The organism is Muricoccus harenae, from assembly GCF_009848505.1.
GTDB lineage: Bacteria > Pseudomonadota > Alphaproteobacteria > Acetobacterales > Acetobacteraceae > Roseomonas > Roseomonas harenae.
On record NZ_WWDL01000004.1, the window covers coordinates 1 to 19,994 of the forward strand.

20 protein-coding genes are annotated in these 19,994 nt (G+C 69.4%); 10 read left to right on the forward strand and 10 right to left on the reverse strand.

The features are described 5' to 3' along the window. The coding region (locus GSE44_RS04480; protein ID WP_201305931.1) for a polyprenyl synthetase family protein at positions 1-475 on the reverse strand (475 nt) is incomplete at its 3' end. Positions 476-482: 7 nt separating this feature from the next. Next, on the reverse strand, positions 483-1,250 hold the full coding sequence (locus GSE44_RS04485) for a phosphocholine cytidylyltransferase family protein (protein WP_159347603.1): 768 nt from the start codon (positions 1,248-1,250) through the stop codon (positions 483-485). 109 nt (positions 1,251-1,359) lie between these two features. On the opposite strand from GSE44_RS04485, the gene aepX reads away from it, so the two are divergent. Genes aepX through GSE44_RS04505 form a run of 4 tightly spaced genes read left to right on the forward strand, consistent with a single transcriptional unit; the run spans position 1,360 to position 6,277 of the window. Beyond that, on the forward strand, positions 1,360-3,015 hold the full coding sequence (aepX, locus tag GSE44_RS04490; RefSeq protein WP_235924555.1) for a phosphoenolpyruvate mutase: 1,656 nt from the start codon (positions 1,360-1,362) through the stop codon (positions 3,013-3,015). A gap of 9 nt (positions 3,016-3,024) precedes the next feature. Next, on the forward strand, positions 3,025-4,185 hold the full coding sequence (gene aepY / locus GSE44_RS04495; protein WP_159347604.1) for a phosphonopyruvate decarboxylase: 1,161 nt from the start codon (positions 3,025-3,027) through the stop codon (positions 4,183-4,185). Then, the gene (locus GSE44_RS04500; RefSeq protein ID WP_159347605.1) at positions 4,182-5,177 is read left to right on the forward strand and encodes a lysylphosphatidylglycerol synthase domain-containing protein; all 996 of its coding nucleotides are present in this window, start codon (positions 4,182-4,184) and stop codon (positions 5,175-5,177) included. The genes aepY and GSE44_RS04500 overlap by 4 nt, the downstream gene beginning before the upstream one ends. After that, positions 5,174-6,277, forward strand: a complete 1,104-nt coding sequence (locus GSE44_RS04505) for a 2-aminoethylphosphonate--pyruvate transaminase (protein WP_159347606.1) — start codon at positions 5,174-5,176, stop codon at positions 6,275-6,277. Before GSE44_RS04500 ends, GSE44_RS04505 begins: the two co-directional genes overlap by 4 nt. On the opposite strand, the gene GSE44_RS04510 is transcribed toward GSE44_RS04505, so the two are convergent. Together GSE44_RS04510 and GSE44_RS04515 are read right to left on the reverse strand one after the other, a co-directional pair. Next, positions 6,278-6,880, reverse strand: a complete 603-nt coding sequence (locus GSE44_RS04510; RefSeq protein WP_159347607.1) for a CDP-alcohol phosphatidyltransferase family protein — start codon at positions 6,878-6,880, stop codon at positions 6,278-6,280. Position 6,881: 1 nt separating this feature from the next. Further along, complete coding sequence (locus GSE44_RS04515) at positions 6,882-7,814, reverse strand: ferritin-like domain-containing protein (protein ID WP_159347608.1); 933 nt, start codon at positions 7,812-7,814, stop codon at positions 6,882-6,884. Between the two features lie 388 nt (positions 7,815-8,202). Between GSE44_RS04515 and ispH the strand changes: the two genes are divergently transcribed. Both ispH and hpnH read left to right on the forward strand, forming a co-directional pair. Next, entirely contained in the window at positions 8,203-9,159 is a 957-nt protein-coding gene (gene ispH / locus GSE44_RS04520; protein WP_159347609.1) for a 4-hydroxy-3-methylbut-2-enyl diphosphate reductase, read from the forward strand. 12 nt (positions 9,160-9,171) lie between these two features. Beyond that, the gene (gene hpnH, locus GSE44_RS04525) at positions 9,172-10,365 is read left to right on the forward strand and encodes an adenosyl-hopene transferase HpnH (RefSeq protein ID WP_159347610.1); all 1,194 of its coding nucleotides are present in this window, start codon (positions 9,172-9,174) and stop codon (positions 10,363-10,365) included. On the opposite strand, the gene GSE44_RS04530 is transcribed toward hpnH, so the two are convergent. From GSE44_RS04530 to hpnA, 6 genes are all read right to left on the reverse strand, one after another. Then, positions 10,297-10,974, reverse strand: coding sequence for a phosphorylase family protein (locus tag GSE44_RS04530; RefSeq protein WP_159347611.1), 678 nt, complete (start codon positions 10,972-10,974; stop codon positions 10,297-10,299). The two genes, hpnH and GSE44_RS04530, sit on opposite strands and share 69 nt — an antisense overlap. Next, positions 10,971-12,935: a squalene--hopene cyclase gene (gene shc, locus GSE44_RS04535; protein ID WP_201305932.1), complete on the reverse strand. Its 1,965-nt coding sequence runs from the start codon at positions 12,933-12,935 to the stop codon at positions 10,971-10,973. The genes GSE44_RS04530 and shc overlap by 4 nt, the downstream gene beginning before the upstream one ends. Beyond that, positions 12,932-14,200: a hydroxysqualene dehydroxylase HpnE gene (gene hpnE / locus GSE44_RS04540; RefSeq protein WP_159347612.1), complete on the reverse strand. Its 1,269-nt coding sequence runs from the start codon at positions 14,198-14,200 to the stop codon at positions 12,932-12,934. The genes shc and hpnE overlap by 4 nt, the downstream gene beginning before the upstream one ends. Beyond that, positions 14,197-15,153, reverse strand: coding sequence for a presqualene diphosphate synthase HpnD (gene hpnD, locus GSE44_RS04545; protein ID WP_159347613.1), 957 nt, complete (start codon positions 15,151-15,153; stop codon positions 14,197-14,199). The genes hpnE and hpnD overlap by 4 nt, the downstream gene beginning before the upstream one ends. 76 nt (positions 15,154-15,229) lie before the next feature. Continuing rightward, the gene (locus tag GSE44_RS04550; protein ID WP_159347614.1) at positions 15,230-16,387 is read right to left on the reverse strand and encodes a glycosyltransferase; all 1,158 of its coding nucleotides are present in this window, start codon (positions 16,385-16,387) and stop codon (positions 15,230-15,232) included. Further along, positions 16,384-17,397: a hopanoid-associated sugar epimerase gene (gene hpnA / locus GSE44_RS04555; RefSeq protein WP_235924556.1), complete on the reverse strand. Its 1,014-nt coding sequence runs from the start codon at positions 17,395-17,397 to the stop codon at positions 16,384-16,386. Before hpnA ends, GSE44_RS04550 begins: the two co-directional genes overlap by 4 nt. A 373-nt stretch (positions 17,398-17,770) precedes the next feature. On the opposite strand from hpnA, the gene GSE44_RS04560 reads away from it, so the two are divergent. The 4 genes from GSE44_RS04560 to GSE44_RS04575 all read left to right on the forward strand — a co-directional run bounded on the left by GSE44_RS04560 (position 17,771) and on the right by GSE44_RS04575 (position 19,848). Next, the gene (locus GSE44_RS04560; RefSeq protein ID WP_159347615.1) at positions 17,771-18,199 is read left to right on the forward strand and encodes a secondary thiamine-phosphate synthase enzyme YjbQ; all 429 of its coding nucleotides are present in this window, start codon (positions 17,771-17,773) and stop codon (positions 18,197-18,199) included. 82 nt (positions 18,200-18,281) lie between these two features. After that, positions 18,282-18,923: a hypothetical protein gene (locus GSE44_RS04565; protein ID WP_159347616.1), complete on the forward strand. Its 642-nt coding sequence runs from the start codon at positions 18,282-18,284 to the stop codon at positions 18,921-18,923. A gap of 79 nt (positions 18,924-19,002) precedes the next feature. Then, complete coding sequence (locus GSE44_RS04570) at positions 19,003-19,557, forward strand: rhodanese-like domain-containing protein (RefSeq protein ID WP_159347617.1); 555 nt, start codon at positions 19,003-19,005, stop codon at positions 19,555-19,557. Positions 19,558-19,641: 84 nt separating this feature from the next. Further along, positions 19,642-19,848 (forward strand): hypothetical protein, encoded by a 207-nt coding sequence (locus GSE44_RS04575; protein WP_159347618.1) that lies wholly within the window; start codon positions 19,642-19,644, stop codon positions 19,846-19,848. Positions 19,849-19,994: the final 146 nt, after the last annotated feature.

Genomic DNA, 19,994 nt, shown 5'->3' on the forward strand with positions numbered 1-19,994 from the left:
CGCCCACCATGCCCCGGGCGCCCGCCGCCTGGGCCAGCGCGAGACACAACTCGGCCCGCACCGCCGGATCAGGATGGGTCTCGGGCGCGGCCAGCACCGCAAAGGCCTGGGCCTGCAAGGCATCGCCCACCAGGATCGCCGTCGCCTCGTCCCAGGCCCGGTGCACCGTCGGCTTGCCGCGCCGCAGGTCGTCATCATCCATCGCCGGCAGGTCGTCATGCACCAGCGAATAGCCGTGCAGCATCTCCACCGCCGCCCCTACCCGCAAGGCCGACTGCCGCGACACCCCGAACTGACGCGCCCCCTCCAACACCAAAAACCCACGCAACTTCTTGCCCGAACCCATCGCCGCATAACGCATCGCCGCAAAAAGAGACCGCTCCTCCCCCTCCTCCGCCGGCAACAACGCATCCAACGCCTCGTCCAACTCCGAGGCGGCCTCGCGCATCGTCAGCGTCAGGTCATCGGGGCTCATCGCGGGATCAACCGGCGCTCAGCTGTGGGAGGATGTCGCTCCGGGCACGAGCGACATCGGCCGGGAAGTCGATTTCGACCCAGGGGAGGGACGTGATGTCCACGGCGGAGAAGCGCGCGGGTTCCGCCAGGATCAAATCGCGGATCGCTTCCTCGTACTCCACGTTTTTCTGCCCGGCACTCACATAGGACAGGCAACGATCTGCCAGTTCGCCGGCTGTGCCGGCGGAGAAGCGGAAGAAGCCGACCGACTCGCCGTGCCTGTCATGCGCATGTTCAGGCTTCTTGCGGAAGTCGACGATCTGCTCGCCACGGAAGCAGATTTTGACGGGCTCGTCGCCGGGCTCGATCTCGCGGTCCATGAGCAGGATGTTCTCGCCGGGCGCGTCGATAAGGGCTGCGAGAATCCGATGGTCGTAGAGCACGTCACCATCCATCAGCAGCACGGGCCGACCCGCGCGCAGGGCTGCTTCCTGCACCGAGAGGGAGACGAGGCTGCCTTCGTGATAGTCGGGGTTTCCGATGAAGCGTACCCGGTCCGACCAACCCAGCCGCGCGACCTCGGCCTCGATCAGCTCCCGCCGATAGCCTACGGTGATGCTGACCTCATTCACGCCGTGCAGGCCGAGGGAGCCGAGGTGCCTTGCGAGGAGGGACCGGCCGCCGAACTCCAGAAGGATCTTTGGGCGGGCGTCCAACTCGCCCAGACGCCGACCTACCCCGGCAGCCAGAATGATGGCCGAAGCTGGACGCATCGCAGCGATCAAATCGAGCATCCTGATATTGGGCTCCAGGTGACGTGACGGTATGATGACTGCCCGGGTCTGGCAAGTTCAGGTTGGCCGACCGAAATGGGGGTGCGGGTTCCATGAGGAGCGAGTCGCCTTGAGCAATGCCGGATCATCCGCCACGCGGGCCGGAACTTCCCGCTCTGGACCGCCCGAAACGCGCTTCACCGCTCTGAGGCGCGAGATCACGTCGCCTTCGCTGTCCTTTCTGATGGAGGCGCATGATGGCCTTTCCGCCAAGATCGTCGAGGAAGCCGGGTTTCGGGGAATCTGGGCTTCGGGCCTGACGACTTCTGCCGCGCTCGGCCTGCGCGACAGCAACGAGGCGTCCTGGACGCAGGTGCTGGACGTGCTGGAATACATGGCCGATGCCACCACCCTGCCAATCCTTGTGGACGGTGACACGGGGCATGGCAACTTCAACAATGTCCGCCGCTTCGTGCGCAAGCTGTGCCAGCGCGGCATCGCCGGAGTCTGCATCGAGGACAAGCTCTTCCCGAAGACGAACTCCTTCATCGGGGATGCGCAGCCGCTGGCCGATATCGATGAGTTCTGCGGCCGCATCAAGGCCGGCAAGGACAGCCAGACGGATGATGACTTCGTTCTCGTGGCACGTGTGGAGGCATTGATCTCCGGCCGCGGGATGGAGGAGGCGCTGCACCGGGCCGAGGCCTATCACCGGGCTGGGGCGGATGCGATCCTGATCCATTCCAAGAAGTCCGATGCTGACGAGATCTTCACCTTCGCGGAGCGCTGGGGGAACCGCGCGCCGCTGGTGATCGTGCCGACCATGTATTACGCGACGCCGACGGATCTGTTCCGTCAGGCCGGTATCTCGACCATCATCTGGGCGAACCACCTGCTGCGCTCGTCCATGGCCGCGATGCGGGAGACGGCGGCGCGCATCCATGAGGATGAGTCGCTCGTCCGCGTGGAAGGCAGCGTGGCGACGGTGAAGGACATCTTCCGCCTGGTCGGCAATGCCGAGCTGGAGGATGCGGAGCGCCGCTACCTTCCGGCGCGGCCGGCGGCGGGCGCCGTGGTGCTGGCGGCCTCCGGCGGGGAGTTGGGTGGGCTTACGCTGGACCAGCCGAAATGCATGGTGGACATCCGCGGCCAGTCCCTGCTGCAGCGGCTCGTCGGCACGCTGCGGGAGAGCGGCGTGCGCGATGTCACCGTCGTGCGCGGCTACCGCAAGGAGGCGGTGTCGCTGCAGGGCATCCGCATGCTCGACAATGACCGCCATGCCGAGACGGGCGAGGCGTGGTCGCTGGCCTGTGCGCGGGAGGTGATCCGGGGCGAGACCATCGTGGCCTATGGCGACGTGCTGTTCCGCCGCTACATCCTGCACAGCCTGCTCACCAGCAGCGCGGATATCGTGGTGGCGGTGGACACGCTGGGCGTGTCCCATCCGCACCCTGGCAAGCGCGATCTCGTCACCGCGGACCACGGCTTCTCCGGTGACTATCTCGATGACCAGCCGGTGCATCTGCGGCGCATGGCCAGCGACATCGCTCCGCGCGAGATCGCGGGGGAATGGATGGGGCTCGCCCGCTTCAGTGCACGGGGCGCCGAATGGCTGCAGGAGGAGATTGCGGCGATGGAGGCGGAAGGCTTGCTCGAGCATGGCGACATGCCGCTGCTGCTCACCCGGCTCGCCGCGAAGCATCCGGTGCGGGTGAAGTACTTCACCGGGCATTGGCTGGATGTGGACACGCTGACCGATCTCGCCGAAGCGCGCAACTTTACCTGAGCGGACGCCATGATCACCGCGGATGACTTCATTGCCGAGGCCGGCCATGCCGGCTTCGACTTCTATACGGGCGTTCCCTGCAGCTTCCTCACGCCGCTGATCAACGGTGTTCTCTCCTCGCCGTCGCTCGCCTATGTCGGCGCGGCAAGCGAAGGGGAGGCGGTGGCCATCGCCTCCGGCGCCTGGCTCGCGGGGCGGCGGACTGTGGTGATGTGCCAGAACTCCGGCCTGGGCAATGCGGTGAACCCGCTGACCTCGCTGAACGCACCCTTCCGAATTCCGACGCTGTTCCTCACCACCTGGCGCGGCGAGCCCGGCATTCCGGACGAGCCGCAGCATGAGGTGATGGGGCACATCACGCAGGACCTGATCTCGCTGATCGGGCTGGAGCAGGCGCCCTTCCCACCGGCGCGGCAGGCGCTGGGGCCGGCGCTGGCCCATGCGGTGGAGCGCATGGAGGCGACAGGGCTGCCCTACGCCTTCGTGGTGAAGAAGGACGACGTCGCGGACAGGCCGCTGGACCAGGCGCCGCGTGCCCTGCCGACGCCGGGCCGCCGCGCAGATTATCCGGACGGGGGACCCCGGCCCAGCCGTGCGGCGGTGCTGGAGCGCTTCCTGGCCATCGTGCCGGAAGAAGCGGGGGTGATCGCCACCACGGGCAAGTGTGGGCGGGAGCTGTTCACCCTCGCGGACCGGCCGCAGCATCTCTATCAGGTGGGCTCCATGGGCGGGGCCAGCGGCATGGGGTTGGGCGTCGCGTTGAACAGCAAACGCCCGGTGGTGGTGCTGGATGGCGATGGGGCGGCGCTGATGAAGCTCGGCACCTTCGCGACCATCGGCGCTTATGCGCCGCGCAACCTCGTGCATGTGTTGCTGGACAATGGCGTGCATGACTCCACGGGCGGGCAGGCGACGGTTTCCGTCTCCGTGGATTTCGCTGCCATCGCCCTGGCCTGCGGCTATCGCTACGCGGCCTCCTGCGCCTCGCTGGAGGGGTTCGAGCAGGCTTTCCGCGCGGCGCTTGAGCAGGGTGGGCCGGCGATGATCCATCTGCGCATCGCGCCCGGCTCCATGGCGAAGCTTGGACGTCCCACGGTGAAGCCGGCGGATGTGGCGCGGCGCTTCCGGGATTTCCTGGCGGTGCCGGTAACGGAGCCCATGCCCGCGTGATCTGGTCCACCGCGATCAGCCTGCTCGTCGGGCTGTCCATCGCCATCGCCCTGATCGTCGCGAATGATCCGGGCGAGATCCTCCGCCTCCTGCTGGAGACGGGGTGGTGGATGCTTGCGGTGCTGGCGCTGAACGTCGCGCAGATCTTCGCATCCGGCCTCGGCTGGGGGCCGCTGATCGACGACCCGCGCCGGCCCGGCGTGTTCGGCCTCGCCTGGCTGCGCTGGGTGCGCGTCTCGGCCAATGCGCTGCTGCCGATCGTGCAGGCGATGGGCGAGCTGATCCGGGCGCAGCTTCTGCTCCGGCGCGGCGTGAACAAGCTGCGGGTGATCGCGAGCCTCGCCATCGACCTTGGCACGGAGATGGCGTCGCAGATCGTCTTCTCGCTGCTTGGCCTCGCGGCGCTGCTGATGATCCCGCATGCCACCGGCGGGTCCGCCGTGACCCTTGCGGTGGTTGGCACGGCCCTGGGCGCGGGGCTTACCGGGGTGTTCATCGCGGCGCAGCGCTGGGGATTGTTCCGGCTGGTGGAGAGGATGCTCCCGAAGCTGGCGGCGCGGGTGGGCTGGACCTCGCTCGGGGAATTGTCGGGGCTGCATGATACGGTGGTGCAGCTTTACCGCGAGCCCGCGAGGCTGTGGCGCAGCGGCGTCTGGCACTTCGCCTCCTGGCTGATCGGCGTGCTTGAGACCTGGGCGGCGCTGCATGCGCTGGGCATCGAGGCGGGGCTGGCCGAGGCGCTGGTGATCGAAAGCCTGGGGCAGGCGGCACGCAGCGCGGGCTTCTTCATTCCCGGCGCGCTGGGGGTGCAGGAAGGTGGTTATGTGCTGATCTGCGCCCTGTTCGGCATCCCACCGGAGCAGGCCATCGCGCTGGTGCTGGTCCGGCGCCTGCGGGACATCATCCTGGGTGTTCCCGGCATCATCTCCTGGCGCTGGAGCGTCGCCGAACGACGCGCCGCTGCCAGGCCTGCGGCGAGGAGCCTGCCATGAGCGAAAGCCCCATCCTGCTGACGCCGGGGCCGCTGACCACGGCCATCGAGACCCGCCGCGCCATGCTGCGCGACTGGGGCTCGCGCGATCCCGCCTTCATCGCGCTTACCGCCGAGCTGCGCAGCCGGCTGCTGCAGGTGGCAAGCGGGGAGGGAAGCCATGTGGCGGTGCCGCTGCAGGGTTCCGGCACCTTCATCGTCGAGGCCGCGATCGCCACGCTGGTCGGGCCGGCGGACAAGCTGCTGGTGCTGATCAACGGGGCCTATGGCGAGCGGATGGTGACCATCGCGCGCCGGATGGGCCGTGCGGTCGAGGCGCTACGCTGGGCGGAGGACCGGGTGGTGGAGCCGGGGAAGGTGGCGGAGGCGCTGCGCGCCGATCCGTCGATCACCCATGTCGCGCTGGTGCATTGCGAGACCACCACGGGCATCCTGAACCCTCTGGCCGAGATCGCCGCCGTGGTCGCGGCGGCGGGGCGCGGCTTCCTGCTGGATGCGATGAGCAGTTTCGGGGCAATCGGGATTGATCTCTCATCCGTGCCGGTAACGGCGTTGCTGGCCTCCTCCAACAAATGTCTGGAGGGGGTGCCGGGCCTGGGCTTTGCGCTGGTCCAGCCCGCGGCGCTGGAGCGGGCGGTGGGGAACAGCCCATCCCTCAGCTTCGACCTGCACGCCCAGTGGCGCGGTTTCGAGACGGATGGGCAGTGGCGCTTCACCCCGCCCGTGCAGGTGGTGGCCGCCCTGGTCGAGGCGTTGCGACGGCTGGAGGCGGAGGGCGGGCCCGCCGGGCGGCTGCGCCGCTACCAGGAGAATTTCGACACGCTTTGGGCCGGCATGCGCCGGCTGGGCTTCGCGCTGTTCCTGGATGAGGCGGTACAGGCGCCGATCATCGCCACCTTCCGCATGCCCGCGGATGGCCGGTTGGAGTTTCGGCGCTTCTACGACGCGCTGGCGGCCCGGGGCTTCCTCATCTACCCGGGCAAGCTGACCCAGGCGGAGAGCTTCCGCATCGGCTGCATCGGCGCGCTGGACCGGCGGGACTTCGAGCGGCTGCTGGAGGCGGTGGCGGAGGCGCTCAGGACCATGGAGGTGGCGGCCTGATTAGGGCTGCTGCCCGGCCTGCGCCCGCCGCGTCCCGCTTAGGGCGAGCCACAGCGCCGCAAGCGGGGTGATCACGGCGGCCGCCCAGAGCATCGGGACCGCTGCGCCGACCCAGATCAGTAAGGGGACGAAGACCAGCAGGTCGTCCGGATCGATCAGGATGCCGCGGGCCATCTCGTAGCCGCGCAAGTTGCCGATTCGCAGAATGTGCAGCTGCCAGAACAGAATTCCGACCGCGCCCCCGGCCACGGCGCCGAGGCCCGGGCCGAGCAGGCCGAGATGGATCATCTGGCCGAGGCCGATTCCGAGGAAGGCGATGATGTTGCTGAAGCAGTCGCTCAGCAGGTCGTAGCGATGGCCGGCTGGGCTGGACTGGCCCGTCTGCCGGGCGAGTTCGCCATCCGCGCGGTCCAGCAGCATGGACAGTAGGAAGATGGCGGCGCCGGTGGCCTGCCAGGGGCCGGCATCCAGCGCGAAGGCGACGGCGGCGGCGATGCCGGTGGCGAGGCGGAGGGTGGTGATCTGATTCGGGGTGATGCCGCTGGGCGCAATGGCCCGTACAGCCGGGCGGACGATGCGGTGGATGACGGTATTGGCGCTCACGTCAGGCTCCCGCGGGCTTCGGCGTTGACATGAAGCGCCGGGCGAGGCGGATGAAGAAGGGGACGGTCGTCGGGCGCAGCAGTCGGGGGTCGTAGCCCGCGAGACGCCGGTCGTTCTCGGCGAGGCAGACGTCGATCAGCTCGGCGGCGCTCATGCTCACGCCGATCGAATCCGAGGAGGCAGTGAAGTTGGTTTGTTTGGAGGAGCCGCCGAGATCGCGCGCGAGCACGAGGCGGTCCCAGATCAGAACGGCCCAGACGGCGGCGGTCTTGGCGAGGAAATACGGCTTGCGCCACCAGGGCTGCCGCTTGCGCGCCCAGGCCGCCCAATTCGCGAAGAACAGGATATGGCGCGCCTCCTCCTGGATCACCGGCTCGAAGGTATCCACGAGATCGGGCGGGAAGTAGCCGGAGCGGCGCGCGGCCTCGAAGAGGCCGAAGGCGAAGAAGCTGTCGATGCACTCGCTGTAGCCCGTGCGCATCCAGCCCCATTCCGTGTCGCGGAAGCCAGTATATTCGGGCTCCGGCTCCAGCACGACGCCATAGGCTTCGACGAGGTTGGAGAGCACTTTCTTGTGCCGGGCTTCCTCATTGCCATCCATGACCATGGCTTCATTCAGCAGCGGGTCCCGGATGGTGGCGGCATAGTCCAGCACCCGCAGGGAGGCACGGCCTTCGGTCTGCACGGCGATGTCCCAGATGGGCAGGCTGGTCAGCCGGGTATGGGCCTCCGGGTCCAGCTTCGGCCAGTCCAGCACCCGTGGCTTATAGGGGTTGTGCGTCTCCAGCAGCATGCGCGCGAACATGGCCATATGCTCGGGGCTGCCGATGCGTACCCTGCCGGGCTGGTCGAAGACCCAATGCCGGGCCGAATGATCGGCAGCGGCCACCGTTGGACTGTCGAGCGGAACGGCCTCGGCAGTGCGGGAGGACATGCGGGAACCTCGATGAACGGCCTGACGGACGGATTAAGGACCTGCGGGTGGAAAGCGCAACCCGGCGGGGGCGTGACGGGCCGCCGGATGGCGCAGGGCTTGCACCGCTCCTGCACAGGCGAGCGGCGCAGCCCTTGCGCAAGCGAAAGGCATGTCAAATGATCGCATCCGCGTTTACGCTCCCCAGGGGGAGGAGGGTCATGCGGATGCGGCGACTCGACGGACGGGCCGGCTCGGAGGCCATTCCAGGAACGGCGCGCCGCCCCGTGCCCGGGTGTCCAGTGCATATCCGTCCTGCCTGCGGTCCGGAAGATGACCATTTGGCCATCTGACCTTCAGCCATGCCGGGCCCTTCGTTAAGGGGCCTCATCTCGGAGGATTGGCCCGCATGCGGGTTCTTCTGGCTCAGCCCCGGGGCTTCTGCGCGGGGGTCGTGCGGGCGATCGAGATCGTCGAGCGGTCCCTTCAGAAGTTTGGTGCCCCCGTCTATGTCCGTCACGAGATCGTGCACAACCGCCATGTGGTCGAGAAGCTGAAGGCCAAGGGGGCCGTTTTCGTCGAGCAACTGGACGAGATTCCGGATGGGGCGGTGACAATCTTCAGCGCGCATGGGGTGGCCCAGTCGGTCATCGATGACGCAGCTTCCCGCGGGCTGCCGGTGCTGGATGCCACCTGCCCGCTGGTCTCGAAGGTGCACACCCAGGGCAAGCGCTATGTCGCGCGCGGGCGGACCCTGATCCTGGTGGGCCATGCCGGGCATCCGGAGGTGGAGGGCACGATCGGGCAGGTGGGGGCGCCGGTGCATCTGGTCTCCTCCGTGGAGGATGTCGCGGTGCTCGACCTGCCGGCGGACCTGCCCGTCGCCTATGTGACCCAGACCACACTGAGCGTGGACGACACGCGCGGCATCATCGCGGCGCTGCATGCCCGGTTCCAGGATCTGGAGGGGCCGGACGTCTCGGATATCTGCTATGCGACGCAGCATCGGCAATCTGCGGTTCGGGAGCTTTGCGAGGTCGTGGACCTGCTGCTCGTGGTCGGGAGCACCAAGAGCTCCAATTCGAACCGGCTGCGCGAGATCGGGCGCGAGCAGGGGATCCGCAGCCATCTCATCGCGGATGGCAGCGAACTGGATCCCGCCTGGCTCGCGGGCGTGCGGACCGTGGGGCTCACTGCCGGCGCCTCGGCTCCTGAGGAACTGATTCTCGACGTCATTGAGGCCTTGCGCCGGCATGGCAATGTCGAGCTTGCCCAGATGGGCGGAATTCAGGAGGACATCGAGTTCCGCCTGCCCCATGAACTCAGGACGCCCTCCGCCCCGGCGGCCGTCCAGTCAGTGCAGTAAAGGAGCGCAGCCTTGGGTATTCCCCTGCTGCAGGCCGCCCGGATCGGGACCTATCTCGTCAAGCAGCATCTGAGCGGCCGGAAGCGCTATCCGCTCGTCCTGATGCTGGAGCCGCTGTTCCGCTGCAATCTGGCTTGCGCCGGTTGCGGCAAGATCGACTATCCGAACGAGATCCTGAACCAGCGCCTCTCGGTCGAGCAATGCATGGAGGCGGTCGACGAGTGCGGCGCGCCGGTCGTCTCGATCGCGGGCGGCGAGCCGCTGCTGCACAAGGACATGCCGGAGATCGTGCACGGCTACCTGGCCCGCAAGAAGTTCGTGATCCTGTGCACCAACGCGCTGCTGCTGACGAAGAAGATCGACGACTACAAGCCGGATTCCGCCTTCACCTGGTCCATCCACCTGGATGGCAACCAGGCCATGCACGACAAGTCCGTCTGCCAGGACGGCGTCTACGAGAAGGCGGTGGAGGCGATCAAGCTGGCGAAGTCCAAGGGCTTCCAGGTTTCGATCAACTGCACGCTGTTCAACGATGCCGACCCCGAGCAGACGGCACGCTTCTTCGACGAGATGACGGCGCTTGGGCTGGACGGAATCACGGTCTCCCCGGGCTATGCCTATGAGCGCGCGCCGGACCAGCAGCACTTCCTGAACCGCACCAAGACGAAGGAGCTGTTCCGCGGTATTCTCTCACGCGGAAAGGGCGGCAAGGCCTGGCCCTTCACCCAGTCCCGCATGTTCCTCAACTTCCTGGCCGGGAACGAGGCCTATCACTGCACGCCCTGGGGCAACCCGACGCGCACGGTGTTCGGTTGGCAGAAGCCCTGCTACCTGCTCGGCGAAGGCTATGCGAAGACCTTCAAGGAGCTGATGGACGACACCGAGTGGGAAAAGTACGGCGTCGGCAATTACGAGAAATGCGCCGACTGCATGGTGCATTCGGGCTTCGAGGCCTCGGCCGTGAAGCACATGGTGACCAATCCGGTGAAGGCGCTGGCCGTGACGCTGCAAGGCGTGCGGACCACGGGGCCGATGGCGCAGGACATCCCGCTCGATAACCAGCGCCCGGCCCAATACGTCTTCTCCGGCCATGTGGAGAAGAAGCTGGCCGAGATCCGAACGGCCAATCCGAAGGCGTCACGCCGGATCGAGATCAACCACGGCAGCAAGCATGGCGGCGCCCAGCCGACGGTGGCCGCGGAGTAGCGCGCGGAAGGCCTGCTCCGCCTCCAGCCCTGTCCGAATCAGGGCGGGAAGCTGGAGCGGGTTGGCCAGAAGTGAGCGCAGCACCGCCGGCAGGTCCATGCCCCCGTCCGGGCGCATCCCGACCCGGGCTGCGGGCGGCAGCGTGCGATCCGCCGCATCCGAGATGACGCGGGCAACGGCGAAGGGCAGGGCGTGGCGGCGGGCCACCCGGGCCGCCACATGCGATTCCATGTCCACGGCGATGGCGCCGCTGCGGCGGTGCAGGGCGGCCTTTGCCGCGGCATCCGCCACCATGGAATCCGTGCCGAGCAGGGTGCCTCCCGCGGCTTCGGGAAGGGCGGCCCGGAGGCGGCGGGCCCAGCCAGGGGCCGTGGGAAACCGATCCGTGCCGTCGAGCACGGTCTCGGCGACCACCCAATGCCCGGGACGAAAATGCGGCGCGAGTGCGCCGGCGATGCCGATGCTGATGATGCCATGCGCGTGCGGCGCAAGCTGATCGAGCGCCGCTTCCAGCCGGGCGTGATCGCCACCGCCCGCGATCACGTCGATGCCAGCGCCCGCCAGGATGCGCGCCTCGCGTTGCAGCCCGGTGGCCGCGAGGATCGTCACATGCCGTGGACCGTGCGCGTGGCGTTGCCCCGCCGCAGGTTGCGGTAGCGCGCCATGGCCCAGACCGGGAAAAACTTCGGATAGCCGTGGTAGCGCAGGTAGAAAACGCGCGGGAAGCCGCCACCGGTATAGGCGTCCTGCTGCCACAACCCGGTCTCGTCCTGGGTGCGGCGCAGGTATTCGATACCGCGCGCGACGGCGGGATGGTCCACCTCGCCCGCCGCCATCAACCCCAGCAGCGCCCAGGCGGTCTGGGAGGCGGTGGAGGGCGCGGGCTCATAACCGCGATAGTCGAGCTTGTAGCTCTCGCAATCCTCGCCCCAGCCCCCATCGGGGTTCTGAATGCCAATCAGCCAGTCGGCCGCCTGGCGGATGCTGGGGCGCGTGGCGTCGAAGCCGGCGGCGTTCAGCGCGCATAGGGCGGACCAGGTACCGTAGATGTAGTTCACCCCCCAGCGGCCGAACCAGCTGCCATCGGCTTCCTGCTCACGCTCGAGGTAGTCGATGGCCGCGCGCATGCGCGGGTTCTCCGGCGTCTCGCCAAGTTGGGCGAGCATGCTGACGCAGCGCGCGCTGACATCGGCGGTGGGCGGATCGAGCAGGGCGCCGTGATCGGCAAAGGGGATGTTGTTGAGGTAGTGGTGGATGTTGTCGGCGTCGAAGGCGCCCCAGCCGCCATTGCCGCTCTGCAGCCCGGTGGTCCATTCGGCGCCGCGCGCGATGGCCTCGTCATACTGCTCGCCCAGGCCCATCTCGTGGCGCGCGCGGTCCATGGCCATGACGACGACGGCGGTGTCGTCCAGGTCGGGGTAATGCGGGTTGCGGTATTGGAAGGCCCAGCCGCCGGGGCGGACATGCGGGCGAAGCTCCGCCCAGTCGCCCTTCACCTCCAGTTCCTGCAGCGGCTTCAGCCAGTCGAGGCCGCGGGTGACGGAGGCTTCCTCGCCGCCCACCTCCATCAGCGCATGGGCCACGAGGGCGGTGTCCCAGACCGGGGAGACGCAGGGCTGGCAATAGGCCTCGTCCTCGCGGATCACCAGCAGCTTCTCGATGGAGCGACGGGCGATGGCGCGGTCCGGATGGTCCGGCGCATAGCCGAGCGCATCATACATCATCACGGCATTGGCCATGGCGGGGTAGATGGCGCCGAGCCCGTCCTCACCGTTCAGGCGCTCCGTCACGAAGCTCACGCAGCGCTCGATCGCGCGCTGGCGCAGCGGGCGCGGCCAGAGCGGCTCGGCAACCTTCAGCCCGCCGTCGATGCCGTTGAAGAGCAGCGCCCAGGCGCGCTTCTGATGCGTGCGTGACGGACGCGCGCGCGGGCGCTTCGCCGTGAAGAGTTCCTGGATGCGCACGCCGCGCGGATTGCGCGCCCGCACGCGCAGTGCCTGGAGCACGAGCAGCGGCACGAGCACGGTGCGCGCCCAGTAGGACATCTTCGAGATGTGCACCGGGAACCAGCGCGGCAGCAGCACCATCTCCACCGGAATGGTCGGCACGCGGCGCCAGGAGAGTTCGCCGAACATGGCGAGCAGGATGCGCGTGAAGACATTCGCGCGGGCCGCGCCGCCATGGGCCAGGATCGCCGCCCGTGCGCGTGCCATATGCGGCGCGTTGGGATCGTCGCCGATCATCTTCAGGCAGAAATAGGCCTTCACCGAGGCGCTGATGTCGAAGGCGCCGCCATGAAAGAGCGGCCAGCCGCCATGCTCGCCCTGGATGCGGCGCAGGTAGTTGCCGATTCGGCGTTCCAGCTCCGGGTCGTCCGGCTCACCAAGATGCTGGCGGAGCAGGATGTATTCGGCGGGGATGGTGGCGTCCGCCTCCAGTTCGAAGACCCAGTGCCCGTCTTCCCGCTGTTCGTCCCGGAGAGCTTCGGCGGCCCGGCGAAGATCGGCCTCCAGGCCCTCCATCCGGAGGTCGTCGGCTGTGGCGAGGAGGTTGCTCGGCACATCGTTCATGCACGTAGTTTCTCAGGAACGGGCCCATTTGTGGAGAGGGCGAGTGCCGCAGCGGTTTCCCCCGAGCGCAATGCACCCTCGATCGTGGCGGGCAGCCCGGTCGCGGTCCAGTCGCCAGCGAGGAACAAGTTGGCCCAGCGCGTGCGGGCAGGGGGGCGGCGAGCCTCCTGCGCCGGGGTGGCGGCGAAGGTGGCGCGCTTCTCCTTCACGATCCGGCAAGGCGGTGGCGGGCCGGAGAGGTCGTGGGCGGCTGCGACGTCCCGCCAGAGGCGTTCCGCCAGGCTGTCCGCTTCCAGATCCAGCAGGTGATCGGCGGCACTGACGGTCACGGAGATGCGGTCGGGGAAGGCGAAGACCCATTCGGCCGTGCCGCCGATCAGGCCCATCATCGCCGGTGCCTTGGGAGGCGGGGCCAGGCGGAAATGCCCGTTGACGATGGGGCGGTGCTCGTCCGGCACGATCAGGCCGGGCAGCAGCTCCTGCGACACCCATGGCGGCAGGGCGAGGACCACGCGGTCCTCGGGTTCGAGCTCCACTGTCTCATCGGCGAAGCGCAGCTCGCTCACGCGGCCGTCCTGCAGACCCAGGCCGCGTAGGCGGCAGCCGAGGCGGATTTCCGCCCCTGCCCGGCGCAGATGGTCCAGGGCGGGGTCGACGAAGGCGGCGGCCAGGGTGGGGGTGGCGACGCGCGGGCGGCTGGCGGCGCCGCCCTTCGCCAGGCTTTCGCGCATCACGGCTCCTGCCAGGTCGGCGGAACCTTCCTCCGGCGGGGTGTTGAGGATGGAGACGAGCATGGGGCGCAGCAGCCGTTCCCAGAGTGGGCCACTGGTCGCGATCACCTCGTCGATCCGGCGGCCGGGATGGCGGCGCAGCAGCCGCGCCAGGGCGAGGTAGTCGCGCGGGCGGGTGCCGGGCACCCGGTGGCCTGGAAGCAGGACCCACCAGGGAATCGGCCCGTCATTCGGGCGCAGGGTCCAGCGCGCGCCGTCGCGCAGGTCAAGGAAGGCGAATTCGGCGCGCTCCGGCCCGGCCAACCGGTCCTCGGCCCCGATGGCGCGCAGATAGCGGGCGACCGCGGGATTGCCGGAGAGGACGAGGTGATTTCCGTTGTCGATCACCATGTCGAGCTGGGCATCGTGGTAGGAGCGGCAGCGGCCGCCGGCCTGGCGCGCCGCATCAGACAGCACCACGGGGACACCGCTGGCCGCGAGCGAAACCGCCGCCGAGAGCCCGGCGAGCCCGGCGCCGACGACATGGACCGTCATCCGAACAGGCCGTGGCGGGCGACGATCCACAGCAGGCGCGGCTTGCCAATGCGCACGCGCTGGCGGGGCGGGGCCCAGCCGAGAGCCTGCGTCTTCTCCAGGATTTCCCGGTAGACCGCGCCCATCAGGCGGGGGGCGAGCAGGCGCCCGCGGGGGCGGGCGCGCAGCACGCGTTCCGCCGCAGCGTAATGCTCTTGCGCGCGCTCGGCCAGGGCGCGGCAGGTGGAGTCGATGCGGGGATCAGCGATGGCTTCCGACGGATCGGTGGTGGTGATTCCCTCCGCCACCAGAAGCTCCCGCGGGAGGTAGAGGCGGCCGATGGCGGCATCCTCGTCCAGGTCGCGCAGGATGTTGCTGAGCTGCAGGGCGCGGCCGAGGTGATGGGCGAGTTCCAGGCCGGGGGCGTCGTCCATCCCGAAGACGCAGGTGGAGAGGCGGCCGACGGCGCTCGCCACCCGGTCGCAATAGAGGTCCAGCGTGGCGAGGTCCGGCGCGCGGATATCCGCCGCCACGTCCATCTCCATGCCGTCGATGACCGCGAGGAAATCGGCCTTGCGCAGGCCGAAACGCTGCACGGCCTCGGCGAGGAAGGCGGCGCGGCCGGCGGGCTGCCCGGCATGGAGCGCGGCAAGGTCGGTGCGCCAGCGCTCCAGCTCCACCGCGCGGGCGTCGCGCGGGCGAGTGCCGTCATCGGCGATGTCGTCCACCAGCCGGCAGAAGGCGTAGATGGCGAACATGGCCGCGCGCTCGGCCTTCGGCATGAGGCGCATGGCCGCGTAGAAGGAGCTTGCTGCGATCTGCGCCTGGAGTGTCGCCGGGTCGGGAATGCCAGGATCAGAAGGGGCCGGATCGGCAAGGGCCGGCTTTGACTCGGCCGACTTTGCCTCGGTTGGCTTTGACCCGGCTGGCTTTGACCCGGCTGGCTTTGACTCAGTCTGAGGCTCGATCGTCATCCATCCCCGTCCTCGGTGCCGCGCGGCTCCTAAACCCAAATCGGCCCGCGGCGAAGCTGGCAGGCATCGCCGGGGGTCAGGCGCCGCCCGCCATGGCCTGGGCCCTACCCTTCCACATGCCGCCGCGGCCTCGCCAAACCTGCAGGGCGGATTGCAGGGTGAACAGGGAATAGGCCGCACCGATGGCCGGCAGAGCGAGGCCCCAAAGGGGCGAGACGCGATAGAAGCGGAGCATGGGCTGGAAGGCGAGGGCCATCAGCAGCCAGGCGGCCAGCCCGGCCAACGGTGCCGCGCCGCTGCCGAACAGCGCCAGGGCAGGCGGGACCAGATAGGTCAGTGCCATGCCCGCCAGGGTTCCGGCGAGCAGCAGTGGGGAGTAGCCGAGCTGGGCATAGGCGGAGCGCGAGACCATGCGGCCGATCTCCCCGATGCTGCCATAGGGGCGCAGGCTGCGCGCGCGGCGGGTGAGGCCGAGCCAGATCGGGCCCTGGGCCTTCAGCCGGCGGGCCAGGGCGCAGTCGTCGATGATGGCGGTGCGGATGGAGGCGATGCCGCCCGCCGCCTCCAGCGCGTCGCGCCGGGTGAGCATGCAGCCGCCCGCACCAGCGGCCGTGCGCCCATCCGCGCGCGAGACCCAGGCGAAGGGGTAGAGCATCTGAAAGAAGAAGACGAAGGCCGGAATCAGGAAGCGTTCCGCCAGGGTGGCGCAGGACAGCTCGGCCATCAACGAGACGAGCGCGTATCGGCCTGATTCGGCACGCGAGACCAGCGCTCGCAGGTTGTCCGGGGTGTGGCCGATATCGGCATCGGTCAGCAGGATGTAGTCCGGCGGCGTGGCGGCGCTGGCATGGCGCACGCCCTGCTGCAGCGCCCAGAGCTTGCCCGTCCATCCCGCCGGAAGCGGAGCGCCAGGGAGGATCTCCAGCCGCGCCTCCGCGCCGGCCGATGCGGCGGCCTGGCGGGCAGCCTCGGCGGTGCCGTCGGTGCTGCCGTCATCCACGAGGACGACATGGAAGGCGCCACGATAGTCCTGCCGCAGCAGGCTGCCGATGGATCGCGCGATCACGTCGGCCTCGTTGCGCGCGGGCACCACGGCAACCACGCGGGGCCATTGGGCGGGGGAAGGCGGCGCGTCGCGGTCGTCGCGTTGGCGGGCGAGCCAGAAGCCGCCGCGTGCCAGCAGCAGCGTTAACCAGATCGCCAGCGCCACGAGGCCGAGGAGCAGGGCGATCACAGGAAGCCCGCCTTCCGGAACCAGGCGAGCGCGTCGGATACGCCCTCCTGCCACGGGCGGGCGTTGTAGGACAGTTCCCGTTCCGCCTTGGCCGAGGTGAAAAACATCATGTAGCGGGACATGCGCAGCGCATCGGCGGTCAGCAGCGGCTCCTTGCCCGTGACGCGCGCCACGGCCTCGGCGCCCCAGGCGAGCGGGAAGAGGGGCGCGCGCGGCAGCTTGATGCGCGGCGCGCGGCGGCCGGTCTGGCGGGCGACTTCGGCGAGGAAGGCCTCGAGCGACAGGTTCTCGCCGCCGAGGATGTAGCGTTCGCCGATTTGCCCGCGCTCGAAGGCGAGGAGATGGCCTTCGGCGATGTCGTCCACATGCGCGAAGTTCAGGCCGGTGTCGACGAAGGCCGGGATCTTGCCGCGCGCGGCATCCAGGATGATGCGGCCGGTGGGCGTAGGGCGGATGTCGCGGGGGCCGATCGGGGTGGAGGGGCTCACGATGACGGCGGGCAGGCCGTCCTGCGCCACCATCTTCTCCACGACACGCTCGGCCAGGGTCTTGCTGCGCTTGTAGGTGCCGATGGCCTCCGCCGGATCGAGCGGCGCGGTTTCGTCCACCGGGGCGGTGGCGCCCGCAACCTTCAGGGCCGCGACGCTGCTGGTGTAGACGATGCGCTCCACCCCGGCGGCCATCGCCTCCCGCATCAGGGCGCGCGTGCCCTCGACATTCACCCGCAGGATCACCGCGGGATCGGGCGCCCAGAGCCGGTAATCCGCGGCGACATGGAACAGATAGCGGGTGCCCTGCAGCGCGGCGCGGAGGGAGGCGGGATCGGTGAGGTCGCCATGGACCGTCTCGCAATCCAGGCCTTCGAGATTGCCGCGCTGGCTGGTCGGGCGGACCAGCGCCCGGACGTGAAGGCCGCGCGCCAGCAGCGCGCGCGTCACGGCGGAACCGAGGAAGCCCGATCCGCCGGTGACCAGGACGGGATCGCCGGGCCGCAGGAGGGGTGCCGTCACGTGTGCCGCCACGATGGCGCGGCGGATCGGGGCGCCGCGTTTCCCCCAGGGGAATGCGCATGGTGATGGGTCATTCGGTCATCCAGCCAGCGGGCTACCCCGTCCCTGAGGACGCCGCGCCGCCCTATCGAAGACCAGCCGGGCGGCCATGCCAACTCCGGGCGCGCAATGGACCGGCCTGCCCCGTTGCGGGGGCGAGTGGCGTACCTGTGCATGGACGTCGGGGCGCTCCGGATGCATCCGGACGCAAAGTTGCCGGTTGTTCAGCGCGGCGGGCAGGTTCATGCGGCGGAGCCCCTGGTTCGCCCGGGGCACGGGGCATTCGCGCCACGGATGGCGGGCCGCCGAGTGGTCGGGACAGGAAGGTTTGGGCGTGAGGCAGGACATCCACCATCTCATCGTCGCGACGCGGCAGCGCGGTCTGGTCGACATAACGGCGCCGGTCCGCGAATGGGTCGGGCGCCAAGGCATCGAGACCGGGCTGCTGACGATCTGGTGCCGGCACACCTCGGCCTCCCTGTTGGTGCAGGAGAACGCCTCGCCGGAGGTGCGGGTGGATCTGGAGGCCTTCCTGCGGCGCCTGGTGCCGGATGGCGCGGCCGGGGGCTACAGCCATGACGAGGAGGGGCCGGACGATATGCCGGCGCATATCCGCTCGGCGCTCACCCAGACGCAGCTTTCCATACCCGTGGAGCATGGCGCGCCGGTCCTCGGCACCTGGCAGGCGATCTATCTCTATGAGCACCGGACCGCGCCGCACCGGCGGGAGCTGGTGCTACACCTCATCGGAGAAGCGGCGTGATATGCCCTGGCGGGCCCGCCCCCGGCTTCCCGACGCGGAGGATTGGCGATATGGCAGAGCTTCTTAGCTGGAGCAGCGAGCCATGGGCCTTCCTCGTCTCCTGAGGGTCTCCCTCGTCCTTCTTGCTGCTTCCGCCCCGGCCGCCGGTGCCGCGGAGATCTGCAGCACCTCGACGCTCACCTCCTCCGCCTTCTCCTCCGCCCGCTGGTGCGGGCAGCCGCCCGGTGCGGGGACGCTCCGCATGAACCGCCGCGGCGGAGGAGCGGAGGATTTCCTGAATGTGCCGATCGACACCTATCGGGAGGTGATCCGCACCCCCAACGTGGTGAAATACCTGGCCGAGGAGGTGCAGCCGCATTTCCGCCAGGGGGCCGCGCCGGCCGGCCCGGCTTCCGCCACGCCCATGATCCGGACGGCACGGGTGCCGCAGCCGGCCGAGCCCCAGAATGCCGTGCCGAGATCCGCGACGCCGATCCGCCCCGCCCTCGCCCTGCCGCATGAGCGGGTGACGGGACCACAGCTTCGCCAGCAGGCCAGCCTGTCGAGGCAGCGGGCGGCCAACGCCCGCCCAGCCGCTCCGGCGCGCCAGCCCGGGAAGCGGCCGGCCCGTGCGCGGGCCCAGGCGGCGGATGGGTGTGCGGCGACGGTGGCCGCGGGAGGGCTCGCCCCCCCGCCCGGCCCGCTGCGGCTCCCCCCGCCCCGCAAGCCCGCCTGCCGGAGCTAGGCGCGCCACCGACGAAAGATGAGCCGCGTGGGGCGCGATGCGTTAGACATCCAGGCCATATCCGAAGGGATGGAGACACATGCCGACCTCAGTGAAGGACATGCTTGCCAAGGCCGGCGCCGCGGTGCCGCGGATCACGCCATCGGAGGCCGCGGACCTCATCCGGGATGGGAAGGCGCTGGTGGTCGACCTGCGCGAGGCCGCCGAGGTGCAGGAATCGGGCAAGGTGAAGGGGGCGCTCGAGGTGCCGAGGGGGCTGCTGGAGTTCCGCGCGGACCCGGCCTCCCCGTCGCATGATCCGGCCTTCGAGCCCGGGCGTACCGTGATCGTGTACTGCGCCTCCGGCGGGCGGTCGGCCCTGGGCGGGAAGACGTTGCAGGAGCTGGGCTTCACCGATGTGCGCAATCTCGGTGGCTTCAAGGATTGGGCCCAGTCGGGCGGCGCCGTCGCGCCGGCCGATGCGCCGCCGGCGGTGAGCGGCGGCCAACAGAATGCCGACAAGGCGGCGGAATCCGCGCCCGGCCCCTACCAGCCCGGCGAGGACCTGGCGCGCCGGCAGGACCAGCTTCTCGACGAGGCGGTGGAGGAGACCTTCCCCGCCAGCGATCCCATTTCGCCGAAGCGCATCGTCTGAGGCGCGGGCCCATCCCGGGCTGGGTGCTGCAACGGGGCGGGGCGGGAGAGCGTTGTCCGGGTTGGGCCGTATAGGGAGGCTGTCATGTCCGGCGGAAAGACCGACAACGGATCCAGTGGCGCCACCTCGGGTACGGGGCGCCTCAACCCCGGGGATGATGCGGCGCCGGGAACGCCGGGTACCGGGGAGGATGTCTGCCCGCAGTGCCAGGGCAAGGGACGGCTGGGAACCAGCGACTGCCCGACTTGCGGCGGCACCGGCATTGTCATCAAGGGCGTCGCCGGCGGCTAGCTGGCCGCTTCAGCCGCGCGGATTGGCGCGGGCGGTACTGCCGCCGCGACGCTGCGTGCCATGTCGGCCGGCAATGGCTCCGAGCCGAACACGGGCGCGGCTGAGGCTCGCCTACTCAACATGTTAGGATAACGGGCGGTCTGACG